This window comes from Synechococcus sp. MIT S9509 (genome assembly GCF_047303035.1).
In the GTDB taxonomy this organism is placed as follows: domain Bacteria; phylum Cyanobacteriota; class Cyanobacteriia; order PCC-6307; family Cyanobiaceae; genus Synechococcus_C.
In genome coordinates this window covers 1,399,923-1,414,711 of sequence record NZ_CP138940.1, presented here as the reverse complement: position 1 = coordinate 1,414,711, position 14,789 = coordinate 1,399,923, and the positions used below count along the sequence as shown (strand labels likewise).

The window sequence follows — 14,789 nt, the reverse complement described above, 5'->3', positions numbered from 1 at the left end:
GCGAAATGCCTGCCGACTGTGGCTGTGGTGGTGATGATGTTCCAGTTGCTCATGGCACCTAAGGACATGATGGTCATAGCTCTGTCGGCTTTGCCATCGCCAGCCCGGGCACTTCCTTGCCCTCTGGCAGCTGGCTGGGAGTTGCTTCACAACGTTGAACTCCCATCCAAAGGGTTGGATGGCGATAGTGTTGGTGGCTTCTCTGCTTTGGCCTATCAACGGAAGCAGGACCGTCTCTGGTTGCTGAGCGATGCAACCACGGGTTACCTGGTGTCGTTCACTGGCCTGAGCCATCTCCTGAAAGGGGAGCAGGCATCGCTGCAGGGTGGGCGACGTCTGCTGTTGAGGGGGCGAGAGGGCTCACCTCTGATGGCGGGCTTTGACGGAGAGGGGCTGGTGCTTGACGGCAATCAGATCTGGATCGTCAGCGAGGGGCGACGAAGCCCTGAGAGAAGGGCAAGACTGCAGCGTTACAACCTCTTGAACGGACGCCTGCAGCAGGAGATACCCCTTTTGGCCGACTGGCAGGAGAGGGAGGGTCAGGGGCTTGCCGCCAACAAGGGACCCGAAGCACTCACGCAGAGGGCATCCGGTGATCTGCTGATGGCAGCTGAGGCGCCGCTGATTCAGGACAAGGCTCAGAAGGGAAAGGACTGGGTGCGTTTCGCTCGCCTCGGTTCCGGTTCGCAGCCCGGTTCGCAGCATCGACTTGAACCGCTGGGGGGATTCGAAATCGGACCAGCAGGTGCAGCCGTCAGTCGGAAGCTGGGCTTGAGTGAACTGCTGGCGATGGAAAATGACGCAACTGTTCTCGCTCTGCTGCGCGGTTTTTCATGGCCGGCTGGGTGGACTGCCCATTTACAGATTCTGCGACTTCCAGCGAGGGAGTTGCCTAAAGCTCCGCCGATACAAGCATTGCAAAGCTGGGATCTGTTGGCGAGTGGTCTGCCATCAGCCAACTGGGAGGGAATGGCCTGGGGGCCGGTGATGAAAGACGGTCGAATTCCACTTGTGCTGGTGAGTGACGATGGTTTTCACCCTTTACAGAGCAGCTGGCTGTCCGTGCTGGCTCCTCGGCGTGGGCCGGACTGTGTGCCCAGTCGTTTCGCTTTCTGATCTCGACCTCTACTCCGTGTCCCGATCCAATCGGGGCACCAGAGCTGATGAAGCGATCAGACCCAGGACCAGGATCATCAGGGACGGCCAGACCGCAGCGGCGAGTCGCTCATCACCTGCGTACTGAAACACCCGCACGGCAAGCGTGTCGAAATCGAAAGGCCTTAGTGCGAATGTGAGCGGAAGCTCCTTCACGGTGTCCACGAACACCAGCAGGCTGCCAACAAGGATTGGGCCTCGCAGAAGCGGCAGATGAACCCGTCTGAGCACGGCCGGCCAACGCAAGCCCAGCCCTGTTGCTGCTTCGTCAAGGCTGGGGGAGAGTCGCTCCAGAGCTGCATCAATCCCTCCTTTGTTGACCGCGAGGAATCGGTCGCTGTATCCCCAGAGCAGAAGCAGTATCGGAGACAGTTGCCAGGGTCCGCCGACGACCAGCAGAGCCAGCGCCAGCACCGCGCCTGGAATGGCGTAGCCCATGCCCGCTAGAAACGTCACACCTCTGAGCCATCTGGCAGGACTCCAGCGCTTGGCAATGGCCAGCAACATGGCCGCCAGACCTGCCAGCAGTGTCGCTGCCAGCGCTAGACCCAGAGTGCGCAGGGTGAGCAGCAGCAATTCGGGTGTCAGACCTGTGGCCAGCTGCTGCCAGTTCATTCCGCCCCACAACAGAGGAATGCCAAGGGTGATCAGGGGAGGTACCGCTCCCAGCACCTGGGCTGCAAAGGCTCGTCCGCCGCTCAGCATCCACGCAGGAGATTCTCCTCCTGCCACGCCTTCTGACCAGCGGCGGCTGCGGCTGCGCAGTCTGCGTTCGCCGAACAGAAGCACCATCACGATGCCGAGTGTGATCAGCGCAAGACCCACGGCACCGGTGGGATTGCCTTCGATTCTCCAGGCCTCGATGATTCCAGCCGAAAGACTGGGAATGTTGAGCAGTTGCACAGCACCGTATTCATTCAAAACCTCCATGCCCATGAGGGCAATGCCTGCTCCGATCGCCGGCAGGGCCATGGGCAGTGCGATCCGGCGGAAACTGTTCCAGGGCCCGACTCCCAGCGAGCGGCAGGCTTCCAGTTGTCGGCGTCCGCAGATGGTGAAGCTTTCGGTGCTGAGCAGGAAGACATAGGGGTAGGTGGTCAGCGCCATCACGACGATTCCCCATCCCATCCCGCTGATGGTGATTCCCTCGAGACTGCCTATATCCACAAGGGTTGCCGCTAGCAGATACGACGGATTGGCCAGTGGCAGCAGCTGGGCGATCCGCAGCCAGCGGCGGCCTGGGAAACGGCAGTTCGCCAGCAGCCAACCGTTGGCGGTGCCGATCACACCTCCCAACAGGCTGGTGCCAAGGAGTAGCACCACCGTGCCGCGGATCTGAATCAGACCATCCGGCCTGAGGCTGGCATTGCCGTTGCTCACTCCACTGAGTCCCTCGCCCAGCAGGCCGATGACCGGAAGCAGAGCTAGGAAGGCAATGGCCACGGCTCCTGCCACCAGCCAAAAGCGGCCTGACAGCAAGCTGCGCATACGAGTGAGCACCCCTTGCCGAAGAGGATCTGCCATGGAGGAACTGTCACTATTCACGCTTGAATCACTTGCTAGGACTGGTGTTCAGGAGCAGACCAGGCTTCCGGTTCTGTTTGCTGGAGCCAGTGGGTGTGGTGCTCTCCAGGCAGAAGGAATCCATTGGATTGCTGCAGGAAGGCCGGAAAAAACACACTTGAAGCCGATCTTGAGAAGCGTATTCAATAACCTCAATGCCTGCATCAAAAAACCCTCACGCCAGGTGAGGGTTGTGAAAGTGACAGCAAATACAAGCCGCTGTTAACGATCGTTGCTCCGAACAGGGATGGGAACGAGGGCAGGCTCCATCAATCCTCCACCACCGTTGTCGTCATCGGAGTCGAGCAGCAGCCAGTAGGCGAGTGCCAGGACCATTACCAGTCCACCTGCAGCGAGAACTTCAACCATGCCCTCTCCTCATTGCTTGCCACCCTAATCAAGTTTGCTGAATACGGGGCAACTTCTCTCCCACTTAACGATCACCAGCGACGAAAACGCAGTCCTGAAGCTGCTGCCTCAGGGCGTCATGGTCGAGTCCACGGCCGATCAGCACCAATTGGTTCTTGCGGGTTCCGCTCCAGTCGCTGTCATCGATGGAGAAGCGTTTGCCAGCCAGATGAAATACATGGCGGCGCTCGCTTTCCTTGAACCAGAGAATTCCCTTGGCCCGGAAAACACTTTCAGGCAGCTGGTTGTCGAGAAAATTCTGAAACGCTCTCAGATCAAAGGGATCACTGCTTGAGAAGGACAGTGACGTGAAGCCTTCAATGGCCAGTTCATCAGCGGACCCGTGGTCGTGGTCATGGTCGTGGTGGCTGTGCCCATGGTCATGGTCGTGGTGGCTGTGCCCGTGGTCATGGCTGTGTCCGTGGTCATGGCTGTGCTCATGGTCATGGCCTTCTTTCACCACTCGGTCGGATTCGAACAGACCCACGCTCAACAGCAGCGGCAGCGGCACATCTCCCTTCACCGAGTGAAGGATTCGTGCATCCTTCTTAACGTCGCGCAGCTGTTGCTCGACATCCTTCACTCGACCCTCATCGACGAGATCGGTCTTGTTGAGCATGAGGATGTCGCCGTAGATCACCTGCGATCGACCGACTTCGCTGGCAATGGCCTCCGCCCCGAAGTTCTCGGCATCAATCAGGGTGATGATCGAGTCGAGTCTCGTCAAATCACGCAGCTCGCTGCCCAGAAATGTCATCGCGACGGGAAGCGGATCAGCCAGCCCCGTGGTTTCCACCACGAGATATTCCACAGGCTTGGGTCTTTTGAGAATGCGGTCGACGGCTTCAAGCAGCTCGCCGTTGATCGAGCAGCAGATGCACCCGTTGCTCAGTTCGACCATGTCCTCGTTGGTGCTTACCACCAACTCGTTGTCGATCCCGATCTCTCCGAATTCGTTGACCAAAACAGCTGTCTTAAGCCCTTCCTGATTGCTCAGGATGTGATTCAACAGCGTGGTTTTCCCTGCTCCGAGAAAGCCAGTGAGAATCGTCACCGGCACTGCGGCTCGCTTCACGCTGGTGGTCATAGACGGTTTTCTTCTCTAGTTCCACTCTGACAGCGGCTCACTGCAGGGCGTCAATGGAACGCGCCAGCTCAACATCCAGATTGCTGATGCCTCCCAGGTCGTGCGTCGTCAGTTCGATCGTCACCCGGTTGTAGACGTTGCTCCAGTTGGGATGGTGCTGTTTCGTTTCCGCCAACAGCGCAACCCTGGTCATGAAGGCGAATGCCTCGCTGAAGTCGCTGAATTGCCACTGGCGTTTGATCCGCTTATCTCCCACCTGCCACTGCGCCAGCGTGGCGCGAAGGTTGTCGCGTTCCTGAAGGCTGAGCAGTGCTGCCATGGACCATCTCTTCTGAACTTCAGCTTTAGCCTGGAACATGAGCAGCGGTTTCGGTCAACAGATGATCAACAGAATGGTCTGGCTTCCGCTGATTGCTGTTCCGATGCTCAGCGTTTCGCCTTCCCCGGCGATCGCGCAGCGCGTCGTCAAGAAGCTCACTGCGGAGTGCCCGATGGGCTACACGGATCTGTCAAACGGTAAGTGCAGCGCTCTTGGGCTGATGAGTTACACACTCCGCCCGGCAATGGATGCGAACTGTCCGTCCGGTTGGAATCCCATGGGCGGTGGCTATTGCCGCAAAGACTGAACCAATCGCCAGTTTTTGCGAGACAATGCGTTGATTGTGCGGTCAGCTTGCGATGGAGGTCTTGATTGATGACAGACGTCGACTATCTGGTCATTCGCTTTCATGAGCTGTTCAGGCGTCAGGAATCCCGTCGCCAGTTGAAACGGCTCACGTATGAACAACAGGAGGAACAGAAAAGCTCCTCTGAAGACGGCGAGGAACTGAAATGAGTGGGCTGTTGATTTCAACCACGCCCTCGGACCATCATTTCAATTAGAACAGCTTCTCTCCGGACCTTGGGAGATCATGAGACTCCTGTATTTCGCAGCAGTCTTCGCAACCGCCTCCTGGCTGATTGCACTGCTGTGGCGAAAACTTGTCGCTGTCAGGCAGGTCAATGTCATCGTTGAATCACCTGAACGAACAGCCCAGGTCAATGCTCTCGAGAGGGCTTTGCGCGCCGAGGGTGGGGAGCATGATTCCACTGCAAGCGATGATCAGGAACAGGCGTGAAGGCTGATTGATTTCAGTCATGTCAAGCGCTGATCAGAGCCCATGGATCTGTTTCCGGATCTTGAAGCTGGTTAAGGTCTTTTCAGATCGATGAAGCCAATGGCTGCCGGGACAACGGCTTGGGATCGTCTTGGCTCACACCTGCACGAAACCCAGGTTATGGATTCCATAACCAGGACTCTTTACTGGGATCAGAACACCCGGATGCCGAGCGGTGGAGCGGCCTGGAGGGGAGAACAACTGGCATTGCTGGCTCGCCAGCTTCATTCCCGCCAGAGTTCCGAGCACTATGCGGAGCTGATCGCGGATGCCCGCGAGGAGTGGCGAATCGGCGCCAACGATGTTGATTGCCCTGAAGCCATCAGTGGTCAGGGCCGCAATCTGGATCTTCTTGAGCAGGATCTGCAGCGGCAGCAAGCACTGGATCCTGATCTTGTCAGTGCTCTCGCCACAGCCAAATCCCAGGGTTACGACCTCTGGCAACAGGCCCGCAGCAGTTCCGATTTCCCCTTGTTCGCTCCGGCTCTGCGCCGGATGGTGGAGTTGCGACAGGAACAGGCCCGTCAGCTGGCAGAACCGCGAAGTTGCTGGGAAACCCTCGCGCAGCCATTTGAGCCTGACCTCACGCTGGAGAGGCTTCAGGATCTTTTCGCGCCGCTGCGCAGGCGTTTGCCTGAGCTACTAGAGCAACTCAAGGGCAGTTCCAGGCCGTCGTCTCTCAGCTGGGATCTGCCCGCGTCGACTCAGCAGCAGCTCTGTGATCAGCTTCTCAGTGACTGGGGCAGGGACAAGGGAATCACCTGTGTGGCGGCTTCGCCACACCCCTTCTCGATCACGTTGGGTCCTCGCGACTTCCGCATCACCACGCGTGTGGTGGCTGGCCAGCCCCTTTCATGTTTTCTGGCAACAGCCCATGAATGGGGCCACTCGCTTTATGAGCAAGGATTGCCGACCACAACGCATCAATGGTTCGCCTGGCCTCTCGGCCAGGCCACGTCGATGGCCGTGCATGAAAGTCAGTCGCTGTTCTGGGAGAACCGGGTGGCCCGCAGTGAACCCTTCTCGGAACTCTGGTGGGAGCGCTTTGCCGCTGCGGGTGCACCGCTTGAGTCGGCGGTGGATCTCTGGAAAGCGATGAATCCGGTTGCCCCTGGATGCAATCGCGTTGAGGCTGATGAACTCAGCTACGGGCTTCACATTCTTGTGCGAACGGATCTTGAGCTGGCTCTGCTGGAGCAGGGCCTGCCGGTGGAGGATCTCCCGAGCGAATGGAACCGTCGCTACCGCGATTTGCTGGGAGTCACTCCCGTCGACGATGCCCAGGGCTGCCTTCAGGATGTGCACTGGAGCGAAGGTTTGTTTGGTTATTTTCCCTCCTATCTGCTCGGGCACCTCGTCAGCGCGCAGTTGAGCGAGGCGATGGCAGCGTCCATCGGTTCTCCCGAAGAGCATGTCCGCCGTGGTGATCTCAGCGTCATGCTCGGTTGGCTGAGGTCCAACGTTCATCCAATCGGGCGTTCCCTCAATGCCGAACAGCTTGTCGAGCAGGTGTCCGGTCGACCTCTCTCCAGTGATCCGTTCCTGAACTACCTCGAGGCCAAGCTGGAGCGGTTGTTCCTTGCGAGCGCCTGAAGCTCCCTGAGACGTGCCTCGTAATATCACCGCTTCGAATGTCGTCTTCCATGGCCAACCTCGACCAGGCTCCAAGCCGCAGCATGCCCAACCTGCTGCATGTGCTGCCGGCCTTCGCTGATGAATCCGAGTTACGTCTGAACACGATCATTGAGCTCAACTCGAACACGATCAACAAGTACGAGCTGATCACCGAGACCGGTCACCTGAAGCTCGATCGGGTTGGTTATTCCTCGCTGGCCTATCCCTTCGCCTACGGCTGCATTCCCCGGACCTGGGATGAAGATGGCGATCCACTCGACATCGAGATCGTGAATGTCACTGAGCCTCTGGTTCCAGGTTCGATCGTTGAAGCACGCATCATCGGCATCATGACCTTTGATGATGGTGGTGAGGTTGATGACAAGGTCATCGCGGTGCTGGCCGATGACAAGCGCATGGATCACATCAAGAGCTTTGAGGACCTGGGTGATCACTGGAAAAAAGAAACCACCTATTACTGGGAGCACTACAAGGATCTGAAGAAGCCAGGAACCTGCAGCGTGAACGGATTCTTCGGAACAGACAAAGCCATCGAGATCATCAAGACCTGTGAGGCTCGTTATCAGGCTGAGATCGATCCCAAGCTTGTGGATTGATCCACTTGTTGATACGCGTTCAACGTGATGATGCTGCCCACCCATCCCCGCATCAGCAAGGTGCTGATGCAGGTCACCTGGCTTGTTGGTGGCATCGGCCTCTTCTTTGGATTGAATGCCCTGTCTAACGGCCAGATTGCTTCTGCGGTTCAGTGGGTAGCGCTCTGGTCAGTCGGTGGCGTGGGGCTGTTGTCATTCGTCCGCCATGCCGTGTTTCATCGCAGCGATGCGGTGCGGATGGACTGGGATCTCGGCAAGCGCAATGACTTCCAGATTGAGGTTGGATTCGCCAATCTTGCCTGGGGGGTGGTGGCGGTTGTCGCCTCCTTGCTGAACTGGGGAATCATGGTGCTGGGATGTCTCATCCTTGTCTTCGGCATTTACATGGTGCAGGCCGCGGTGTTGCATCTGCTGGAGTCAGCCCGAAACCCCAAGCGACCTTGGACTGCAAGCCAGTTCGTCAATGTTGCCTTTGCTGTTGTTCTGCTCTGGTTCGCCTTTGCGGTGTTGTCCTGAACCGGCAATTCAGGGTTTCAGGAGAATCGGTCCTTCGGATGCCGGAATGCTGTATCGGACCCTGAGGTCAGTGACCTGTTGATCGGCAACATCCCAGAAGTCAAGGTCCTGAATCAGGTTGATGTTGCAGGCCAGCCCCTTTTCATATCCAGCCATGGCCGCATCAGGTATGAACTGGCCGGTTTCCGGTGTGATCAGGCCCGTGGTGGTGCTGAAGGATTTGCCGAGATGGAAATCGAGCATCACCTCAAGCAGTGATTCAAAGCCGAATCCATCAGTGAATAAACCGGCCTGAAAGGCGGCCACATTCATTTCTCCCTGTGTATCGGTGTTGAAGCCGCCCAGGATGTGACAGCAGTCATGGTTAACCAGCAGTTCTGACGTGCTCTTGTGTTCGCCGGGAAGGGCCCACTGACGGTCGCGATACCAGTGGAAGAAGCTGTGGCCAAGGCTGTTTTCTGGGAACGATTCCAAAGACTGATAACGCCGCGCCACAGCGGGGTCGCCGATGGCCTGATGAAGAGCGCTGATCACCCCTCGAATGAATTTGGACGGCGTATCCAGCATCAGGAACTCACCCATGCTGCGTCGTCCGTAATTCAGCAGCAATCGCCTGAGGTGATTGTCCCTGACCTGGTGGAGATCGTTCAGAGTCTCTGGACTGACATGCAGGCAAGCGGCGAAGTCATCCACAACTCCCACCATGCGTGGATCGACTGACATGTCCACGTAAGGAATCAGCACCAGGATCTGAATCAGCTGGTCACGCTTGCTTCCAGGGCTGAGCCGATCGGGACAGGCCGCTGGGGCAATGATTTCCAGTTCCTTCAGGTCGATCTGAGAATGCAGAACGTGGTTCTGGATCGCCTCCATCATCTCCAAGGTGATTGGCGCCAGCGGTAACGCTCCTCCAGCTGTTCCCACGGTCTTGATGGCCTGAAGCACGAGACGTGCCTCATCCGCGTTCCACTCAAGTTGCTCTGGCATCGAAGAATCGAGGGATCTTTCCCTTTCAGCAAAGACGCGGAAACACCCAGGCGGCTGGTTGAATGCTTTTCTTCAGAAAGTCCTCCATTGGTGTGCGGTTTTTTATCCGGCAGATGGATAGCTTGAGACCAGTGAGTCTTGGCTGTCCGGGAATGCGTCTCAAGTGCGTCAATCGTTTCGCTCCTGCGGTGTTGGGCGCCGCTGCCCTTGCTTCGGCTGCATGGTGTCCAGTGGCTGCTTCGCCTCAGCTGCAGGTCCCTTCGTCTCTGATTGCCTCAGCGAGAGCGAGTTCTGAGAATACTGAGACCACTATTCATCTTGATCTCAAACAGCGACGCATCAGTGTGATCCGGGCTGGTCAGTCCATAGGACGCTGGCCGGTTGCGATTGGCGATCCCAAGACCCCAACACCGACAGGTGTCTTTCGTGTCGAGACCAAGCTCGTCAACCCTCAGTACGAAAGTACGAAGTCCGGTCGGGTCCACCCGGTCACCGGGCCTGCTAGCCCGCTTGGTCATCGCTGGATCGGCTTTTTGCAGCAGGGCCCCAACCAATTCGGCATTCATGGAACGCCCTGGCCGCACTGGGTGAAAATCCGAGCGGCCGTGTCCAACGGTTGTGTACGCATGCTCAATGCACACGTTCAGAAGCTCTATGAGCTCGTTGAGGTCGGCACTCCGGTGAGGATCACCCAGTGAGTGCTTGTGCTGTGATCAGCAATGACACAGTCAGGCCTCGGGACGAACCGCAGCGAAGATCTCCTGGAGAATTTCACCTGCACCTTGAGATTTCAAGTCGGCGGCGAGCTTCAGTCCCACATCCTCAGGATTACCGAGAGGCCCGCGGCGTTCATCACGGATCAGTCGCTTGCCATCCAAGCTGGCCACCATGCCTGTGAGAACAAGCTCATGGTCGTCGATACGGCTGTTAACGCCGATGGGCACCTGGCAGCCGCCTTCGAGCTCCCGCAGGAAGGCTCGTTCAGCCAGGCACCGTCCGGCTGTTGGGGCATGCTCGAGCACCTGAATGATGTCGAGAACATCCTGATTGTCGGTGACGCATTCGATGCCGAGAGCTCCCTGTCCAACGGCATGAAGCGAGATGTGACCAGGAATGATCTGGTGGATCCGATCTCCGAATCCAAGTCGACTGAGGCCTGCCGCTGCGAGGATCAGGCAGTCATATCCTCCTGAATCCAGTTTTTCCAGTCGGGTGATGACGTTGCCCCGAACGTCCTTGAACTGAAGGTGAGGGAAGTGGTAGCGAAGTTGAGCGAGTCTGCGCAGCGAGCTCGTGCCGACGATGGAGCCTTCCGGAAGTGTTTCCAGTGTGTAATCGGCATTTTTGCTGTTGACCACCAGGGCATCCGCAGGATCCTCCCGCTCGGTGATGCAACCCAGCATCAGGCCATCGGGCAGGTTGGTCGGCAGATCTTTCAGGGAGTGCACTGCGATCTCCGCTCGACCCACCAGCATCTGGGCCTCCAGTTCCTTTGTGAACAGCCCCTTGTCACCGATTTTGGCCAGGGCCACATCCAGAATCTTGTCCCCCTGAGTGGCCATGGCCTCCACTGAAATCGCCAGGCCCGGGTGTGCTTTTTCCAGTTCGGCTTTCACCCAGTTGGTCTGCACCATGGCCAGCTGGCTGCGGCGGGAGGCGATGCGCAGTTGCTCGAGAGCCATGGGCACGTTGAAACAGCCATTCAGCCTACGGAGTCGAAGGTCCGGTTCTGCTCAACATTTCACAGAATTCAGCCAGATAGATCAGGCTCTGCATCAGCAAGACGGCCCACTCTTCAGGACGAACAGCTTTACGATCTTTGCGTTCTCAGGAGTCGCAATGCCTGGTCCTGTGGTCAACGGGGTGAAGGTGAGTCATCCATCCGCCGGATCTTCTTTCTCTCAGGTGGACGAATCAGCTCCCTTCCTGCCTTTGTTGAGCGAAGGATCCATCCGTCTTGTTCTGCTCACCAGCGGTGTGATGCTGGTCGCCCGTCTCAGACAGACAACCGATTCCGATGGTGACCGCGCTTATCAGTTGATCAGGCCCCTGCGGCTTGAAAAGCAGGATGACTCAGGACCCTGGTCTCTGCATTCCTACCTGGAGGGATTAACTCCCCAGCGCAATGTTGTGATGCTCAAGGCTGCAGTCGCAGCTTTACTTGAGCCTGAAGCTCGCATTCTTCAGGCCTATACGCGTTCCACCAATCAGGAATGTCCGCCATCGGAAACGCCCGTTGAGCGTTTGAAGAAGGCATTTCAGGAGTTCACCGACAGCATCGAGTCACGCTGAATGGCTCAGACCCCAAAACAAGTTCCATAAAAAGAAGCTATCGGCCCGATTTTTATTGATCTGCAAGCTGAGTGATTCAATGACTTGATGTCATTATCACCCTTTTGACAGTCAGAGGTTTAATAAACACACCCTTCCATCAATCGCGGTTGATAAATAATGCCCTTAATGGGTCCCATATCCCACCGATAGGCGGCAAACTCCATGCCCACTCCACCCAACAGGGCGTTGCAAACACAACTGTATCTCTATCGAATCCCACCTCTTAGTCCTTTAGACTTGAATTTTTTAGCCATTGATGGCGATGCTCTAGTGCCTTTTCTTACCGTTACTTTTTGGTCTTCTGATAACACTAAAGACCATAAGGAAACAAGAACATGGTCTCATTTGTTCTCTTGAGGTGTATGGCGGAATGATCAAGCCATTCAGTACTAACTCGAAGCTTGCGGATTGGATTCCTTCTCCCCAGCAGATCGAAACCATCAAGGAAGCACATCGTCTGCTTGGTTTGGTGTCTGAAGAAGAGGGAGACGCCACCAATCGACTGAGAATCAACACTTTGAATGTCTATTCGCGCCTCCATCCAGAGGTGACTGACCCTCAGCAGTTGATCAACGATGCTTTCAAGTTTCTGGCGCAGCAAATTGATCGTCGACGCAATTGTCAAGAGTAAATGTCCAACAGCCTTGCTGAGCCATGGTGGCCAGCCAAGACAAAGATCCAGAGCTGATCAACAACCCTGTGATCCTTGGGCTTACTGATCAGAAAACAAGACTCTGGTGGTATGGATGCTTTGATTTCAGTTCTCGTAGCTCTTTCATCATTGCAGCTTCCTGTCTCTTCATTGCTGAAGACTTTGCCTTTTTGGTAAGGACATGACGCTGAATATCGGTCATACTCTCCCATCCTTTCAGGCGAATGTATTCGTCACGCCAGAGGGTTTTCGTGTCGCCCTTGCGCTTTCGAGGTGGATAGTTCTTTTCGATGTATTTTCCTACATTAAGTATGCATATGTATCCAAGAAAGAGGCCCTGAGGGATACCCTTATCCACGAGATAGTAACTGAAGCCCGCCCCTGCGAGGGAGACAAAGACCCAGAACTGTGCTTTCTTCGTTGGTCTCATTCGTGTTCTGCTAGGCGTTAGTCCTTTTAATCATGAACCTCCTGAAACGGCTCTGCTGAAACAGTTGATGCATCTGCAAGCTCACCACGGCTGCAAAAGCCCATCAAAATCCCATCCCCAATGCGGGCAGGGCAATGGTTGCTCTAAGCAACAGCCAAATCAATTCTCGCTGTTTCCCTCGCCACCGACAGGCTTCAGACGGATGTCCTTGAGAAGAGGGTAGTGGTTCATTCCCATTCTTCTTCAAATACTTACGGCACCCCTCTACAGACACATAGTGCTTAATGGTGGTTGTTCAAAAGTTCAGGTCACCATTCGCCGCCTGAGAACAAATCAGGTCGCCTAATTTGACTGGAAATTGTTGGAATGGACTATAACGCTGCTCCGTCAATTGATCTCATGTTGACATTGACCATCGACTACCGATCCAGTTTATTAAGTCAATGAACAGACCCACTGAAGACCCGCACGTCTATCGGATCTTCAGTGGGTGTGAGGAGTTGGAATCTCTGTGAGGAGAACCAACTTCCTCAGGTCTAGCCAGCGCTTGCGCTGTTCACTGCACTGGTCACAACTAGACAACTCTTAGATCAGTCTTTGTCGGTCAGCTACTGAGTGATTTCCAAAGCAGGTCATCAGAGCCTCTTCCCATCCAAAGCGGTTGTTGATGGGGCAGGCAGGGAAATGTTGGTTTCTGTCAGCCAGCATTTTCATCATGGTTTCTTCTGTGAACTCATGACCCTTGTCCAGGGCCAGGTTCACCGTGTGCATTGGCGGGGTTGCAGTTGTCATGGGTGTCTCCGATTGGGACCTTCTCGGTCTATCTCCAGTTGATGCGGTTGTGGAGGGGGGAAGAAGGTTCGGTTTCGGGGCCTTTTCGGACGGGTTCTACGAGAGCAAATTCACTTGGTTGCACACGAGCGCCAAGTCCTGAGAATTCAACAGTGAGGAATAACACTCGCGGAATGGCAACAAAGCAACAGTCCCAAAAGAGTCTTCGGAACCTCTGCCTCAGGCAGAGTTTTTTTGTCTGCCCTGTGCTCTTGGTGGGGCTGGCAAGCGCAGTCAGGCCAAGCCCGGCATCATGCGCGGACTGACGCCACGCCAATGCTCCGCCGTCTCTCGATTGGTTTGCTTGCGTCTGCTGTTGCCATCGCCCCGCTGCCTTTGAAGGCACAGGACGGCAAGGCTGAGGATCTCGGCGATGTGATGAGCATCAGCCTCGAGGGTCTGGTCAAACCCAACTTTGGCTTCCAGGGCGCATTGCAGGGTGCTGGAACACCGAACCAGGCAGGAATCGGCGGGTTCCTGTCACTGTCGGTTGGCGACAACAGCGTCTGGTTCGTTGATGCCCTGGTCAACGCCAACTTCGCTGACCGTGAGGGTGACAGCAGCATCATCAACACCGATGTGGCTGGCACCACCGTCAGACCTCAACGCGTATTGGCTATCGCTGGCTCAATGCTGATCGCAGTTGGATGTTCGGACTGAATGGTGGTTATGACAGCCGCCCCATGAATACAGGTGGAGCCGATACCGGAATCAATGTCAGCGGCACAGAGAAGAGTGCTTTCTTCCAGCAGGTTGCAGTCAATGCAGAAGCTGTTGCTAATGACTGGAACTTCAATGCCTATGCCTTGTTACCCGTTGGCGACACGGAACAAGATCTCAACGTCTTCTACCAAGGCGGAGCACTCAACACCTATGGACTGGATGTTGGCTACTTCATCACGCCTGAACTGAATGCCTTTGTTGGTTGCTACTACCAAAATGATGATCTTGGAACAGCTGATGGTTCAGGTGTGCTTGGACGCATGGCCTATGAAATCAGCAGGGGTTTAACCGTAAGGATAAACATCTCCTATGACGAAGCCTTTGAAACCAGAGTTTCAGCAGACCTTGAAGTTCGCTTTGGTGGTGCGAATACAACAGCGCAGCGACAAGAAGTTCAACAACTACCTGTTATCAATGCTCTGACATCAAGAGCAAGTTATCGCGACGTGAGGGTGCACAATGTAGGGATTGGAGGATTTGGGTCAGTTGAGGGCGGTGGTGGTAGCGACGGGAAAGAGAAAAAGATTGGATTCATAAGATCTATGGCAAGCAGACTACTCCGATCACTATTAATGACCAAAGAGATGAATTACTTGCGACCCGCAGTTCAGTGAGTCAAAGAGCCCGTCAATTGTGTGAAGGATATACCCCGCTGTGTCACCATCTATCCACCCGATTGCATCGTCGTTGATGTCTGCAACGTGAAAGAGTGAGT

Annotated in this window: 17 protein-coding genes and 1 pseudogene; 11 read left to right on the top strand and 7 right to left on the bottom strand. The window is 55.8% G+C overall.

The annotated features are described in order from the left end of the window. Positions 1-33 precede the first annotated feature (33 nt). Positions 34-1,116 carry an esterase-like activity of phytase family protein gene (locus SIB73_RS08195; protein WP_413439568.1) on the top strand — a complete coding sequence of 361 codons (1,083 nt, stop codon included), beginning with the start codon at positions 34-36 and terminating at the stop codon, positions 1,114-1,116. Positions 1,117-1,125: 9 nt separating this feature from the next. Here the strand turns inward: SIB73_RS08195 and SIB73_RS08190 are convergent, their stop codons facing one another. The 4 genes from SIB73_RS08190 to SIB73_RS08175 form a co-directional block, all read right to left on the bottom strand. Then, positions 1,126-2,643 (bottom strand): ABC transporter permease, encoded by a 1,518-nt coding sequence (locus tag SIB73_RS08190; RefSeq protein ID WP_413406335.1) that lies wholly within the window; start codon positions 2,641-2,643, stop codon positions 1,126-1,128. A 297-nt stretch (positions 2,644-2,940) separates the two neighbouring features. Beyond that, positions 2,941-3,087, bottom strand: a complete 147-nt coding sequence (locus SIB73_RS08185; protein WP_413406056.1) for a hypothetical protein — start codon at positions 3,085-3,087, stop codon at positions 2,941-2,943. A 64-nt stretch (positions 3,088-3,151) separates the two neighbouring features. Further along, positions 3,152-4,213, bottom strand: a complete 1,062-nt coding sequence (locus SIB73_RS08180) for a CobW family GTP-binding protein (RefSeq protein ID WP_413406058.1) — start codon at positions 4,211-4,213, stop codon at positions 3,152-3,154. Positions 4,214-4,250: 37 nt separating this feature from the next. Next, the gene (locus SIB73_RS08175; RefSeq protein ID WP_413406060.1) at positions 4,251-4,532 is read right to left on the bottom strand and encodes a 4a-hydroxytetrahydrobiopterin dehydratase; all 282 of its coding nucleotides are present in this window, start codon (positions 4,530-4,532) and stop codon (positions 4,251-4,253) included. Between the two features lie 37 nt (positions 4,533-4,569). On the opposite strand from SIB73_RS08175, the gene SIB73_RS08170 reads away from it, so the two are divergent. The 6 genes from SIB73_RS08170 (at position 4,570) to SIB73_RS08145 (ending at position 8,117) form a co-directional block, all read left to right on the top strand. Continuing rightward, on the top strand, positions 4,570-4,839 hold the full coding sequence (locus tag SIB73_RS08170) for a hypothetical protein (protein WP_413406062.1): 270 nt from the start codon (positions 4,570-4,572) through the stop codon (positions 4,837-4,839). 68 nt (positions 4,840-4,907) lie between these two features. Beyond that, the gene (locus SIB73_RS08165; protein WP_413406064.1) at positions 4,908-5,048 is read left to right on the top strand and encodes a hypothetical protein; all 141 of its coding nucleotides are present in this window, start codon (positions 4,908-4,910) and stop codon (positions 5,046-5,048) included. Positions 5,049-5,124: 76 nt separating this feature from the next. After that, positions 5,125-5,331, top strand: coding sequence for a hypothetical protein (locus tag SIB73_RS08160; RefSeq protein WP_413406065.1), 207 nt, complete (start codon positions 5,125-5,127; stop codon positions 5,329-5,331). Positions 5,332-5,430: 99 nt separating this feature from the next. After that, on the top strand, positions 5,431-6,963 hold the full coding sequence (locus SIB73_RS08155; RefSeq protein WP_413406067.1) for a carboxypeptidase M32: 1,533 nt from the start codon (positions 5,431-5,433) through the stop codon (positions 6,961-6,963). A 50-nt stretch (positions 6,964-7,013) separates the two neighbouring features. Continuing rightward, entirely contained in the window at positions 7,014-7,601 is a 588-nt protein-coding gene (locus tag SIB73_RS08150; RefSeq protein WP_413406069.1) for an inorganic diphosphatase, read from the top strand. A 27-nt stretch (positions 7,602-7,628) separates the two neighbouring features. Further along, the gene (locus SIB73_RS08145) at positions 7,629-8,117 is read left to right on the top strand and encodes a DUF6790 family protein (protein WP_413406071.1); all 489 of its coding nucleotides are present in this window, start codon (positions 7,629-7,631) and stop codon (positions 8,115-8,117) included. 9 nt (positions 8,118-8,126) lie between these two features. Here SIB73_RS08145 and SIB73_RS08140 read toward each other — a convergent pair whose 3' ends face one another. Continuing rightward, positions 8,127-9,104: a hypothetical protein gene (locus SIB73_RS08140; RefSeq protein WP_413406073.1), complete on the bottom strand. Its 978-nt coding sequence runs from the start codon at positions 9,102-9,104 to the stop codon at positions 8,127-8,129. A gap of 113 nt (positions 9,105-9,217) precedes the next feature. Here SIB73_RS08140 and SIB73_RS08135 point away from each other — a divergent pair, with 113 nt between their 5' ends. Then, the gene (locus SIB73_RS08135) at positions 9,218-9,802 is read left to right on the top strand and encodes a L,D-transpeptidase (RefSeq protein WP_413406075.1); all 585 of its coding nucleotides are present in this window, start codon (positions 9,218-9,220) and stop codon (positions 9,800-9,802) included. Positions 9,803-9,832: 30 nt separating this feature from the next. Here SIB73_RS08135 and hemC read toward each other — a convergent pair whose 3' ends face one another. After that, on the bottom strand, positions 9,833-10,786 hold the full coding sequence (gene hemC / locus SIB73_RS08130) for a hydroxymethylbilane synthase (RefSeq protein WP_413406077.1): 954 nt from the start codon (positions 10,784-10,786) through the stop codon (positions 9,833-9,835). Positions 10,787-10,943: 157 nt separating this feature from the next. Between hemC and SIB73_RS08125 the strand changes: the two genes are divergently transcribed. Continuing rightward, positions 10,944-11,396, top strand: coding sequence for a DUF6561 domain-containing protein (locus SIB73_RS08125; protein WP_413406079.1), 453 nt, complete (start codon positions 10,944-10,946; stop codon positions 11,394-11,396). Positions 11,397-11,808: 412 nt separating this feature from the next. Further along, entirely contained in the window at positions 11,809-12,069 is a 261-nt protein-coding gene (locus SIB73_RS08120) for a hypothetical protein (RefSeq protein WP_413406081.1), read from the top strand. Between the two features lie 88 nt (positions 12,070-12,157). Here the strand turns inward: SIB73_RS08120 and SIB73_RS08115 are convergent, their stop codons facing one another. Further along, positions 12,158-12,520: a hypothetical protein gene (locus SIB73_RS08115; RefSeq protein WP_413401449.1), complete on the bottom strand. Its 363-nt coding sequence runs from the start codon at positions 12,518-12,520 to the stop codon at positions 12,158-12,160. Positions 12,521-13,627: 1,107 nt separating this feature from the next. Here SIB73_RS08115 and SIB73_RS08110 point away from each other — a divergent pair. Further along, a pseudogene (locus tag SIB73_RS08110) lies at positions 13,628-14,688 on the top strand (carbamoyl-phosphate synthase). The last annotated feature ends 101 nt before the right edge of the window (positions 14,689-14,789 follow it).